Origin of the sequence: Streptococcus sp. HMSC074B11 (assembly GCF_001808705.1) — a bacterium.
Lineage (GTDB): Bacteria > Bacillota > Bacilli > Lactobacillales > Streptococcaceae > Streptococcus.
Window position 1 is genome coordinate 216072 of record NZ_KV794273.1, and the last position, 12257, is coordinate 228328.

Here is a 12257-nt window from a genome sequence, read left to right on the forward strand (position 1 = left end):
TGGCATTAAGGTAAGATTACTATCTCATAGGTAAATCCAATCGACTCTAAAAATCGAAACAAGTCTTGGGTTTTAATAAAAATCGTTTTTTCATTTGTATTAGGGTGGAAGGTCATGACATCCTCTGATACGATCTCCTTATCAAAATAAACATGAATGTCTTTCTCTTCATTATTTAACAAACCAAAAGGTGATACTGTTCCTGCTGGTAGGTTCATTTTCTCAGCCAAGGAATCCAATGAGGCCATGCGGATCCGATTAGCTCCCACTTGAACTTTAAAGTCATCCATATCCAATGGTTTCTTGTCATCCATGATGAGCAAATAGTACTGGGTTTTCTTTTTATTGGTCAAAAACATAGACTTGGTCCGAACCCCTTCCAGGCCTTCAATATAGCTATCTGCCTGCTCTGTCGAGAATGCAGGTGGATGATCCACCACATCATAGGTAATTCCCAACTCTTGTAACTTATTAGCTACTTGTTGATAGGCATCCATCCTTTTTCTCCTTTATTGATGAATAATCTTTTGTACCAATGCTCGTAATTCTGGAACCACTTCTGCCTCAAACCAAGGATTTTTTTTCATCCAGATTTGATTGCGTGGTGAAGGATGCACCAGAGGGAAATAATCAGGCAAATAATCCTTGAACCGATGCACACGGTCTGTCACCTTACCACTAACTTTCTCATGTAGATAGTAGGCTTGGGCATACTGACCAATCAAGAGTGTTAATTGAATATCTGGCAATTCCTTCAAGAGTTCTGGATGCCATTTTTCTGCAAAACCTGGACGAGGTGGCAGGTCACCCGATTTCCCATGACCTGGAAAGTAGAAATCCATGGGCATGACTGCAAAGTAACCTGAATTGTAAAAGGTGTCTTCATCCACACCCAACCATTCGCGCAAGCGGTCCCCACTTTTATCCTTCCAGTATAGCCCTGCTTCTTGGGTTTTGAGACCTGGCGCCTGGCCAATGATATTGATACGAGCTGTTTTTGGTGCTGCAAAGAGTGGCTCGATGCCTTGCTCAGTATAGCTGGCATTCTGTGGATCCTCTATGATAGCTTGCTTGATTCTTTCGATTTGAGACATTTTCTCCTCCAAAAAGAAGTCTAAGCATACAATCTCAGACTTCTATATCATTATTTGATCAATTCGTAGATAGCTTCAGCGTAGATGGCTGCTGCACGGAAAAGATCGTCCAAGGCGATAAATTCGTTGGCTTGGTGCATGGTATCGATAGAATCTGGGAACATAGCACCGTAGGCTACACCACGCTCTAACAATCGTCCAAATGTTCCACCACCGATGACTTGCTCATGACCTTGAAGTCCAGTTTGTTTTTCATAAACATTCAACAAGGTTTGGACAAGTGGATCTTCCATTGGTACGTAGTGAGGAGTATGCCCATGTTCAGAAAGGCTAACTGAAGCAACTGGCAAGGTTTCAAGAACTGACTTGATTTGCTCTGGGTTTGTTCCTTTTGGATAACGGAAGTTAAGGGCAATAGTATTGTCAGCACTTGTTTCGTCAAAGCGGAAAACACCCGCATTCATAGAAAGAGCACCCATCTTTTCATCCACATGAGCTACTTTCAAGTTTTTCCCTTCGTGGTCGTTCAAAAGAATCTTACCAGCAATGTCAAGATAGTCTTTTGCAGGTCCTTCAAAAGCAAATTGGCTTAGGAAGAGGGCAAGATAAGTTGCACCATTGACACCCGAAGCAGGCATGGCACCATGGGCTGATTTACCAATTACAGTCACCTTGTACTGACCGTTCTCTTCTTGGATTTCTCCTCTGAGTTTGTGCTCTGCAACGAAAGCGTCTAGTTTCCCTTGCAAGTCAGCTAAGTCACCTGAAACGACTGCTGTTGCTGATTCAGGAACCATGTTTTCACGCAATCCACCTGTAAAGCTGTGAAGACGAGCTGCACCAGTATTTTCACCGGCAAAGTGAAGGTATTCAGTGATATTTCCTTTTTCACCATTGATGATAGGGAATTCAGCATCTGGAGAAAAACCAAAGTCTGGTTTTGCAAGTCCTACATGCTCAAAGTAGTAGTCCATATCTGCCCAACCTGATTCTTCGTCTGTTCCCACGATGAAACGAACTTTTTTAGAAGTTGGAAGACCCAATTCTTTGATGATTTTCAAACCATAGTAACAAGCTGTAGTAGGACCCTTGTCATCAGAAGCACCACGCGCATAAAGACGACCATCTTTGATAGTTGGAGTGTAAGGATCAGTATCCCATCCGCTACCTGCTGGCACTACGTCCATGTGGGCAAAGATTCCGAGAGCTTCTTCTCCTTCACCAAACTCAAAATGTCCTGCATAATTGTCGACATTTTTTGTTGGGTAGCCATCACGGTCTGCGATTTCAAGGAATTTTTCCAAGGCTTTTACTGGACCAGGTCCAAATGGATGCTCAGCATCTGCCTTGCTGTCATCACGTTCTGAGTTGATTTCCAAAAGGCTAAACAAGTCAGCCAAGAGGTCTTCTTTACGTTTTTCTACTTCTGCTGTAAAATCAATAACTGTCATTTTTTCTTCCTATCTTTTTTCGATAATTTCATCTACTGGCAAGCGATAACTTGGTTCCAACTTCTCATCTGTATATCCCACTGTGATCAAAAGTTCTGGACGGAAGCGTTCTTCGATTTCCAAGACTTCATTGACTTTTGATTTGTCAAAACCAAGGATAATGTTTGATCCGATTCCTTGGTCAGTCAAAGCAAGGACCAAGTTCATAGCTACAAGCCCAGCATTAAGAGCCAAGTAGTCACTGACTTGTTGTTCGTTGTAACGCGCAAATTCTGCTGGAAGATTTTTCATAAAATATTGAAGCTGCTCTTCTGAGAAATTATTGGCACCACCAATACGAGCAATCTTGCGAGCACGTTTAGCTAAGTCTGTATCTGTAAACAAGGCAATGGTTACAGGTGCAGATGCCACTTGCTCAAAGTTTGAACCGTAAGCCAATTTTGCTAGTTCAGCATTTCTTTCACGAACCACGACGAATTTCCAAGGCTGACTGTTGTGAGCGCTTGGTGCCAAGGTTGCGATTTCGATAGCTGTACGAACATCCTTCGGATCGACAGGTTTATCAATAAAATGCTTGGTCGCATGACGTTTTTTATTTAACTCAAGAAATTTCATAATTGATTTCCTTTTCTATTTCTATTGCTTCCATTTTACCACATTCTGAAAGAGCTTGCAGAGTTTTTTCATTAGTGAAACAAATTATCTTTTTTCTTACTTGAGTTGTTTACTACAAAACTGGAAATTATAATATTTCTCTATCACTTCCATAAAAAATATATATTGGATATCTGATTGATTGTCTGGTAAGCTAGATACCATTAAGTAAAGGAGACTCTTATGAAAAAATTAATCTTATTATTAGCCATTAGTCCCTTGTTGGTCGCCTGTGGACAATCTAAACAGGATAGTGCTTCTACTTCCACTGCTAGTCCTAAAACCATTGTTGTAGCAACTGCTGGAGACATCCCACCTTTTGATTTTGAAAAAGATGGTAATTTGACCGGATATGATGTTGAGGTGTTAAAAGCAGTCGATGAAAAACTGGATCAATACAAGATTGAATTTCAAAAAACAGCTTGGGAAAGTATTTTCCCTGGAGTGGATGCTGGCCGTTACCAAGCTGCTGCCAACAACTTGAGCTATACCAAAGAGAGAGCCGACAAATACCTCTACTCACTCCCAATCGCTAAAAACCCTTTGGTTCTTGTGAGCAGAAAAGACAAGGCTCTTACTTCTCTGCAAGATATCGCTGGTAAAACAACCCAGGATGATACAGGAACTTCTACTGCCAAAGTTGTTACAGACTGGAATCAAAGTCACTCCGACAATCCTGCAACCATCCAATACTCTGGTGAGGATGTCGCTAAACGTCTGACTGATCTCGCCAATGGTGAATTTGATTTCCTAATCTTTGATAAAATCTCTGTTCAAAAAATTATTCAAGACCGAGGTTTAGACTTAAACGTAGTCGACTTGGAGAGCAATGATAATCCAAACAACTACATCATCTTTTCAAGTGACCAAAAAGAATTTAAAGACCAGTTTGACAAGGTCCTCAAAGAACTCTACCAAGATGGAACCCTTGAAAAACTCAGCAAAACCTATCTCGGTGGTTCTTACCTACCAGATCAATCTCAATTACAATAAGATATATTAAAAACGATTGGCTCGTCCAATCGTTTATTTAGTATCTGTTCGTTAAAGCAACTCTTACAAAAAATCAAAATAATTTTTCACATCCTCCACATAGCCATGCTTTTCATTTAGGCTAGCAAGTAATTCCCTATTATGTCCTTGATAGTTGTCCTCACGTCGTAATTCTTCATACATTTCGATAAAAGGAAGACCTTTGGTCTTGGCTGATTCTAGCTCTGCTTCATAATCATAGGCAACCTTACGAAATTGGATATTGACCAATTCACCATTTTCAACCTCAAGTAAGGCATACTGGGCTCGATGATTTTTTAGCCCTTCCCAATCAAAATAAGGCATACCAATCGAACCTGGGTTGATGATTTGTTGGCCTTGACTACCATAACGTAGAAGTTGTTTATGGACATGCCCATAGACGGCTACATCAGTAGTTTCATCAAGTAGCTGGTCAAATTTTTCAGTATTATTTTCAACTAGTAAATCTCTACCATAGTTTTTCTCAGGCAAATTATGAGAAAGTGAGAAGTGCAAGCCTTCGATTTCTTTCTTGGCTATCATAGGTAGCTTTCTCAACCAATCAATATGCTCGGGGTTTATGCGCTCCATCAGATACTGAGTCATCCTGAGAAACTGAATTTCTTCGGGATCATCTAAACCATATTGCCCATCTAAAGCCTCTAACACACAATCATCCCAGTTCCCTCGAACGGATGCTGTAATGGGAAGTTCTTTCAAAAGAGCCACCAAGTCATTTGCTCCCGGCCCAGGAAGAAAAATATCTCCCAAAAGCCAATATTCAGTCGCTCCCAAATTTTTAGCGTCCTCAAGCACTCCAGCTAAGGCGGTCGTGTTGCCGTGAATGTCTGATAAAATTGCAATCTTATGGTTCATTTTCTGCTCTTTCTTTATTGGATAGCATTCAGGGTATCCAAATCACTCTTATTTTTCTTCATTATAGCATAAAATCGCTAGAAGATTCTCGTAGGGAAATATTGTTACCAAGATTCTTTTAAAAATATGTCAAAAATAGTTGACATTATGTTCTTAAAAGAATATACTGTAGTCAAATATATGTGACATAATCTAAAAAGGAGGAAGCATGAATCGTGTGAAAGAATTCCGCAAGGAACTGGGAAAGTCCCAACTCGAACTTGCCAAGGATATTGGTGTCTCTAGACAAACCATTAATATGATTGAAAACGACAAGTACAATCCTACCCTGGAACTCTGTCTCAATCTCGCTCGAAGCCTCCAAACTGACCTCAACAGTCTCTTTTGGGAGGATGATTTTTAAAAGGAGAAGAAAAATGAAAAAAGAAACCTTCACTGAAAAGCTCATCAAACGCACTTACGGTATTTCTGATCCACTGGACGAATACAAACGGCGCGAAGCTGACCGCATCGGAAATAAAGTCTTTATGATTCTCTTTTATCTGATGATTTTCGGCAATCTTATTCCGCTTGTTCTGGCCTATCAATTTCCTCAACTAGTGGCTCTAGTCTATCCTCCTCTGATTTTAGTGATTGCCCTCATCGCTGCTGGCTATGTCACCTACCAAATGCAAAAAACAGGGATTACAACTATTGAACCAGATATGTTAAGTGAGAAAGAAAATAAGCAACTACACTACCCTGGTCTTAAAGCGGGTTTATTCTTTGGCCTATGGATGTTTTTTATAACCCCTCTTCTCCATATAATTACTGGTGAAGGTCAGGACTATTTCCATTCTCTTCTCACTATAAGAAATGGTTTAGCAAGCATTTTCGGTTCTATCTTCTTCGGAGCGAGCATACAGTTCCTCATCTCCCGCCGGATCGCAAGAGCTAAAAAAGAGCAGGATAAGGATTAGGAGGTACCCTATGAAATCACTAGTAACGTTACTTACCTATCATCTTTTGTTCAGTTCTCTACTCGCCTTCATCATCATTTCAGGAAACTTGCCCATCTACGATACCGTCCTTGTTCTTGTCTTTGTTCCAGCACTCAACAAAGGACTGACTTATCTAAAGATAGATTCCCAAAAAACGCGCATACTCAACTTAGCACTATGCTTTATGATTATATCCTTGCCACAACTGACGGTTATTTCAAACGATTGGAAATATTATCTATTGCTAACTATCGCCAGCCTTTCTTCTATCACTTATCTCTATTGTCTCTATCAATTCGTAAAAGAAACAAAATAACATCGTTCATTTAGGAGAAATCACCCATGAAAAAAGAACCCCTCTATGAAAAACTAATCAAACGTATCTATGGCATTTCAGGGCCACTTGATGAACACAAACGACGCGAGGCTGACCACATCGGGAATAAAGTCTTTATGATTCTCTTTTACCTCATGACTCTAGGCAATTTCATCCCCTTTGTTCTTGCTTATAAATATCCCCAAATGGTCGCTTTCGGATATCCAATCATTATTTTTCTGGTTTCCTTGGTTTGTGCTTTCTATGTCACTACTCAAACTAAAAAAACTGGTATTGCTGCTATCGATCCTGATATGTTGAGCCAGAAGGAAAAGAAACAGTTACGTAATCCTGGCCTTAAAGCTGGACTTTTCTATGGAGTCTTTATGTTCTTTGGCATGCCACTTCTCAATATCCTAATGGATGATAGCAAAAGCTATCTTACCGCTCTTTTGAATACAAGAAGCATCTTGTCAACCATCGTTGCAACCTTCTTTTTCGGATTAACAGTGCATATTGTCATCACTCTTCGTATTCAAAAAGCTAGAGAAGATCAAGACGACGATTAGGAGGAAACTTATGAAATCACTACAAACTTTAATTCTCAGCCATATTTTGGTCAGTATCTTTATGACAGTTTTCCTAGTTTATGGCCAAATTACGCGTCCTTTTCTGATCATCTTCCTCATAGCCCTTCCTGTCTTGAACAAAGGACAAAGATTTCAGAAAATCACATCAAAAAAAATACGCCTCTTAAACGCATCTCTCTGCTTTATCCTCGTATCTTTCCCACAACTGTTAACAAATTCTATGGATTGGAGATATCTACTATTTCTAACCATCTGTATCGTTTTTAGCTTGATCTACTTCTATACTCTCTATCAACTCTTTAAAGAAGCTAATCAAAAACAAGGTTATTAAGAGGTCACTACCATGAAAAAAGAAGACTTAACCACTCGCTTAGTTCGAAATTTCTTTCATATCCAAGGCCCCTTTGATGAATGCCGTCAAGAGGTCATCTACAAGGCTTGCGCCCGTTCCATGGTCCAAATCTTTTACTCTTCCTTCTTTTTCTTCCTGTTCTATCTGTTGTTTGGGCGCTTTATAGAGATAGTTCGAATGGCTATGCCCTATCTCTACTTCTTGATGATTTTTGCCCTCAGTCTCAAGGCAAGATATTCTACTAGAGGGCTCCACTTAGAAGATGATGATCAATCCGAGATCCCACAAATCACTTACAGCAAGCGCCAAATCAAGTTAAGAAGTTGGTTAGTTGGAACTAGCATCCCAACACTCTACTTATTTATCCTATTTTCCAAAAAAGTACTTCTTGAAAATCACTCGATTACAGATTTCTTCTTGCAGTTTCTAGAACTCAAAATGATCGCACTTTTCCTACTAGTAGGACTTGGAGTAGGATCAATCTTCGGTACTATGACTTATTATTTTTTATCCGAACATGAAGAACAGTAGGTATAAGCTGAACTAATTGATTTACACATTCACGATAGAAGAACCCCTAACACTTCTCAGTGCTAGGGGCTTTTTTAGTTCCTTAAATACCGCATATACTCTACTAATACATAGACAAGGATTGTTAAACAAATGATCGTTTCGAGCCAAACGAGAAGGTTAAGGACTGGAAACTGCAGAATGCCTTGGGCCATTTTCAATGATGTTGCTGTGATGATAGTTGGGAAGGTTAGGGCTGAAAAAGCTGGTTGAAATCCCTGTTTTAAAATCCTTGGCAAACGACTGAGGACAAAGAAAAAGAAAGTTTGTGAAGCAAGGATCATGACTAGCAAAATCCAGCCATGAAGACCTGAACCTCCGATCCGAACGAGTGCGGCCAACAGTAGAGAAAAGGGAGCACAATAGATTCCTTCTTGCCCCAGTAAAGCCCGTGGCAATGGATTACTTTTCAAATCTTGATAAATCAGAGGATAAAGGAAAAGGGTTAAGGTAAATCCAAAAATCCAAGCCCCATAGGCAATCTCGACTATGCCCACCACTGGGTAGGTCAAGCTTGCTACTGCTATCCCTACATAAAGAACTGTCCAACTTGGCGTTGCGCTCGTTCTTGGTTTAGTCTGCACATAATTTTTAGTGAAATAGATGATTAAACCTACATCCAGTAGAAAGGCAAACCACCAAAGAGCTTGCGCTATGATACTCATACTCGTAGGTAAGATTCGCAGTAAGTAGGTTGATAAAATCATCCCTGCCATGGGAAAGGTCGCCATTCCCGATAATAGAGGAGCTTTCTTAAGTTCTTGCTGGCTTTCTTGCCAATCACTAAGATGACTGTATAAAAAATAAAACCATAAAATTAAGCCTGACAAACTAAAGACGTGCGATAATAGTGGAAAAATATCTAATATGAGATTGCCTGCTCCAGCCAATCCCAATAAGCACCCTGAAAAGGCCAAGGGGAGTTTTTTCATGTGAACCTCCAATAGTCATGTTATTATCAGTATAGCATAAAAGCGCTTAAATGGAGGATTAAAAAACGAAGTTTAAAAAGATAAACCTCGTTTTTATTTTCTTTATTTTTAGTTTGTCGCTAGAATATGTCGCAATTGCACTGCACTAGGAGAAACAATTGGTAAAAAGGCACCTTCATTCCAACGACGTATGAAACCGGATGTCGATTTACTAAAGTATCCTCTACCGCCACCAGCTTGTAGTTCTAATAAGAGACTTTGGGCAACAACATCAACAATATCAATCCGTAACTGGAATAGCTCACGAGGATTTTTAACGAAATAGGACTCCTCAGATAGTCCTTGATAGAGAGAATGTCGAATATCATCTAACTGTTCGACCTGATGTTGCCACTCTTCCTTCAAGACACCTCGTTTCCCCAATTCTTTTTCGACTTCTGAGAGTGAACGTTCAGCCAAACCAAAGGCTAGGCCAAATTGGTAGCCTAAAAAGGCTGGACGATTTTGCGCTAAAAATTGATGAGCATCCTTGGATAGAATCCACTCTTCCTTTAAAGGGACCTTGTTAAAAGTCAGAGCTGCTGTATTCCCTCCTTGAAGAGAGACAAATTCCAAATCTTCGGAACGACTAAAGTTTTCTGCGTCCGATGGTACGGCTACTACATAACTTGTACTCGGATCATCTGCAAATCCTGCTACAAAAATAGTGAGGAAGCGATCCTTACGAGCATTGGTTACCCAAGGAAGTCGTCCTTTAAGATAATAATTTCCATTTTCTTCAAGGATTCGAACATTTAGTTCCTCTAAGTCAGATAGATACTTGACCGCATTAGATAAGGCCGTAGCACCTGCATATTCTCCTGATAAGAGTTTTTCCAAGTAAACTTCTTTGAAATAAGCATTGTCAGTATGTAGAATATTGTCTATTAAAGTTCGTTGCCCCCATGAGATAAAGGAGGCTGTTAAGGAATGTTGAGCGAGTTCAGCAAGGATATCGATAACATCTTGATCATTTCCATCTAGCCCTCCAAGAACTTTTGGTACTCCTACACGAAAGGCGCCTTCTGCAGCAATTTTCTCAATCAGCTCTTCTCCAGCTTGACATGATTTTTTGTCAATTTCATCAGCGTGCTGGTCTAACCAGCTTAAAAATTCTTCTGAAAAAAATCCCATACTTTGTCCTCCTCTTATGCATAAGGTTGTAATTCTGGATTAATCGGTGTGTTAGCTAGGTTGTTGGCATAGTTACAAAGACTTGCTAGACTGACACCGAGAACAACATCCAAGGCATTTTCTTGTGTATAGCCTGCTTCAAGAAATTCTCCAAGAGCTTCATCTCCAACGCGCCCTTTGGTATTGATAACTGCCAAGGTAAACTTAGCCAGGGTATCCAGCTTAGGATCGCTTTCGATTGGAGTACGATTGCGAAGGGCTTGAAGTAGGTCATCATTCATCTGGATTTGCTTGATAGAAAAAGCTGTATGGCCAGCGACGCAGAAGGCACAACCGTTAGTTACGGCTGCAGTGATTTGTACCACTTCGCGCTCTACAGGTGTTAGACTGTTGCGACGGTTAATAGCTCCAACAGTGCGATAAGCCTCTAGGGCTGTAGGGGCATTGGCCAAAAGACCGATAAGATTTGGGATATAACCATTGTTGTCCTTTTGTACCGTTTCAAGAACTTCTTTCACTTCTGCTGGCGCTGATTCTACTGTGTGGATAGTAAATGTTGTCATAAGGGGACCTCTTTTCGTTTTGTAATTAAATGGTTTCTGCGAAAATCTTACGAAATCTCATCAGCCTATTGAACAAATCCTTGCCTTGATTGATGACTCATTAGCTTTTCGTTGACAATAAGTCTAACACAGAATCTATACCTTGCATAATATATATTTTAAATTGCACTGATAAAAAATTTTTATGAAAACAAAAAAATCACACCAGATGTGTGATTATAACTGTTAATTTATCTGGTGCTTGTTTCTTAAAACTAAGATAGACTCTACCAGCAAGCAGAAGATAGCCAAGCCAAAGCCAGTAAATACTCCAAAATATTCTGTGATAAAACTCATTAGAAAAACAGAGACAGAAAAGGCCAATGTAGAGACAACTTCGATAACGGAGTAAACATTCACAAGTTCCTTCTCATCAACCGATTCCTGTAAAAATACGCTCTCAGGAACTTCCTTAATTTGAGATAGAAAACCAATTACTAGAGATAGGAATAGAAAAATAGGTGGATTTGGAAATAACACTATCAAAAGAGTTACTAGTGCTGTTGCTAACAAAGAAAAGGTCATAGTTTGATATTTATAGGTAACAACTTTCTCTGCTAGACGGAAGACAATAGCTCCTCCCAAGATAATCCCCAAGGAATAGGCTGTATTGACGTAGCCCCAATAGCTTTCTGACTGATGTAAAATTTCAGTCACAAACACAAGTAAAACAGAAGATACCCAGATAGCATTGGCTAGAATTTCTAAAAGATTGGCTTGGACAATAAAGCCTAATCTTGATTCTTTAGCTACCAATCGCCAACCTTTTGTTAAAGTCTCAAGACTTGTTTCAGAGGACAACTCTTCTTTTTCGACAAGTGGTAAACCGAACATCAAAATCGTCGAAATTGTAAACAAAACTAACACAATGAGCAGACTAGGATTCATTCCCAGACTCGCAAATAAGAAACCTCCTAAGCCCCAACCTACTAGCTGTACACTTTCACCACTCATAGAAATAGCTGCGTTCGCTTTAGCTAAATCACTTGCATATCGTGGAACAATCGCATAGGAAACAGGCGCTGCAAAACCTTCCAAAACGGAGATTAAGGTAACAATAGCATATAAAAGAGGGAGGGAAATAGTTTCAGATTGCTTGAGTAGAAAAAACAAAATCGCTAGCAGAATCGTCTTACCAAATTGAGTCAAGAAAAGAACACGATTTAAAGCTAATCTCTTCGTTACTAATGGAACTAAGAAACTGGCTAAAAAGGAGGATAGACCTATCAGAATTGGCACTAGGGAGGTTGAAATGACCGAACCAGATAAGACAAAAACATTCGCAATCACAATGACTCTAAAAAAGACATCTGCTAGATTCGCTATTCCCTGTGAAGTCACTAATTTTCGAATATCTTTTGACATAAACACCTCCAGTTTATTTCTCTTTCGCACATAGATGAAACAAGACATATCAGACTAATACTCTTCGAAAATCAAATTCAAACCACGTCAGCGTCGCCTTGCCGTACTCAAGTACAGCCTGCGGCTAGCTTCCTAGTTTGCTCTTTGATTTTCATTGAGTATAAAAACAGATTTATGCTGACTATTATACAATAAATAAAAGTGCAAATAAAGGATATCATTAAAGAGGTACTATTGAATTTCATTCATCTTATGACATAATACTCTTCGAAAATCTCTTCAAACCGC

General features: G+C 39.6%; 16 protein-coding genes. 7 read left to right on the forward strand and 9 right to left on the reverse strand.

The features are described 5' to 3' along the window. Window positions 1-5: 5 nt before the first annotated feature. Genes HMPREF2619_RS05980 through HMPREF2619_RS05995 form a run of 4 tightly spaced genes read right to left on the reverse strand, consistent with a single transcriptional unit; the run spans window position 6 to window position 3160 of the window. Window positions 6-497 (reverse strand): prolyl-tRNA synthetase associated domain-containing protein, encoded by a 492-nt coding sequence (locus HMPREF2619_RS05980; protein ID WP_070459999.1) that lies wholly within the window; start codon window positions 495-497, stop codon window positions 6-8. A gap of 12 nt (window positions 498-509) precedes the next feature. Then, the gene (locus HMPREF2619_RS05985) at window positions 510-1094 is read right to left on the reverse strand and encodes a uracil-DNA glycosylase family protein (protein ID WP_070460001.1); all 585 of its coding nucleotides are present in this window, start codon (window positions 1092-1094) and stop codon (window positions 510-512) included. Between the two features lie 50 nt (window positions 1095-1144). After that, window positions 1145-2545: a dipeptidase PepV gene (gene pepV / locus HMPREF2619_RS05990; protein WP_070460004.1), complete on the reverse strand. Its 1401-nt coding sequence runs from the start codon at window positions 2543-2545 to the stop codon at window positions 1145-1147. 9 nt (window positions 2546-2554) lie between these two features. After that, on the reverse strand, window positions 2555-3160 hold the full coding sequence (locus tag HMPREF2619_RS05995; protein WP_049502903.1) for a nitroreductase family protein: 606 nt from the start codon (window positions 3158-3160) through the stop codon (window positions 2555-2557). A gap of 222 nt (window positions 3161-3382) precedes the next feature. Here HMPREF2619_RS05995 and HMPREF2619_RS06000 point away from each other — a divergent pair, with 222 nt between their 5' ends. Continuing rightward, window positions 3383-4192 carry an amino acid ABC transporter substrate-binding protein gene (locus tag HMPREF2619_RS06000; RefSeq protein WP_070460007.1) on the forward strand — a complete coding sequence of 270 codons (810 nt, stop codon included), beginning with the start codon at window positions 3383-3385 and terminating at the stop codon, window positions 4190-4192. Between the two features lie 63 nt (window positions 4193-4255). Here HMPREF2619_RS06000 and HMPREF2619_RS06005 read toward each other — a convergent pair whose 3' ends face one another. Continuing rightward, window positions 4256-5089, reverse strand: a complete 834-nt coding sequence (locus tag HMPREF2619_RS06005; protein ID WP_070460011.1) for a metallophosphoesterase family protein — start codon at window positions 5087-5089, stop codon at window positions 4256-4258. Between the two features lie 208 nt (window positions 5090-5297). Between HMPREF2619_RS06005 and HMPREF2619_RS06010 the strand changes: the two genes are divergently transcribed. From HMPREF2619_RS06010 to HMPREF2619_RS06035, 6 genes are read left to right on the forward strand one after another with little or no spacing between them, the layout of a single operon-like run. After that, complete coding sequence (locus HMPREF2619_RS06010) at window positions 5298-5492, forward strand: helix-turn-helix transcriptional regulator (protein ID WP_006152985.1); 195 nt, start codon at window positions 5298-5300, stop codon at window positions 5490-5492. A 13-nt stretch (window positions 5493-5505) separates the two neighbouring features. Beyond that, on the forward strand, window positions 5506-6048 hold the full coding sequence (locus HMPREF2619_RS06015; RefSeq protein WP_070460014.1) for a DUF3278 domain-containing protein: 543 nt from the start codon (window positions 5506-5508) through the stop codon (window positions 6046-6048). 10 nt (window positions 6049-6058) lie between these two features. Continuing rightward, window positions 6059-6385, forward strand: coding sequence for a hypothetical protein (locus HMPREF2619_RS06020; RefSeq protein WP_070460017.1), 327 nt, complete (start codon window positions 6059-6061; stop codon window positions 6383-6385). Window positions 6386-6411: 26 nt separating this feature from the next. Then, window positions 6412-6954: a DUF3278 domain-containing protein gene (locus HMPREF2619_RS06025; protein ID WP_070460020.1), complete on the forward strand. Its 543-nt coding sequence runs from the start codon at window positions 6412-6414 to the stop codon at window positions 6952-6954. Between the two features lie 10 nt (window positions 6955-6964). Beyond that, complete coding sequence (locus HMPREF2619_RS06030; protein ID WP_070460023.1) at window positions 6965-7306, forward strand: hypothetical protein; 342 nt, start codon at window positions 6965-6967, stop codon at window positions 7304-7306. A 12-nt stretch (window positions 7307-7318) separates the two neighbouring features. After that, the gene (locus tag HMPREF2619_RS06035; protein ID WP_070460026.1) at window positions 7319-7858 is read left to right on the forward strand and encodes a DUF3278 domain-containing protein; all 540 of its coding nucleotides are present in this window, start codon (window positions 7319-7321) and stop codon (window positions 7856-7858) included. Between the two features lie 74 nt (window positions 7859-7932). Here the strand turns inward: HMPREF2619_RS06035 and HMPREF2619_RS06040 are convergent, their stop codons facing one another. The 4 genes from HMPREF2619_RS06040 to HMPREF2619_RS06055 all read right to left on the reverse strand — a co-directional run bounded on the left by HMPREF2619_RS06040 (window position 7933) and on the right by HMPREF2619_RS06055 (window position 11969). Continuing rightward, the gene (locus HMPREF2619_RS06040) at window positions 7933-8829 is read right to left on the reverse strand and encodes a TDT family transporter (protein ID WP_070460029.1); all 897 of its coding nucleotides are present in this window, start codon (window positions 8827-8829) and stop codon (window positions 7933-7935) included. A gap of 108 nt (window positions 8830-8937) precedes the next feature. After that, on the reverse strand, window positions 8938-10002 hold the full coding sequence (locus HMPREF2619_RS06045; RefSeq protein WP_049502898.1) for an acyl-CoA dehydrogenase family protein: 1065 nt from the start codon (window positions 10000-10002) through the stop codon (window positions 8938-8940). Window positions 10003-10016: 14 nt separating this feature from the next. After that, window positions 10017-10565, reverse strand: a complete 549-nt coding sequence (locus HMPREF2619_RS06050; RefSeq protein WP_045763587.1) for a carboxymuconolactone decarboxylase family protein — start codon at window positions 10563-10565, stop codon at window positions 10017-10019. Window positions 10566-10790: 225 nt separating this feature from the next. Next, window positions 10791-11969 (reverse strand): ryptide export MFS transporter, encoded by a 1179-nt coding sequence (locus HMPREF2619_RS06055; RefSeq protein WP_070460032.1) that lies wholly within the window; start codon window positions 11967-11969, stop codon window positions 10791-10793. Between the last annotated feature and the right edge of the window lie 288 nt (window positions 11970-12257).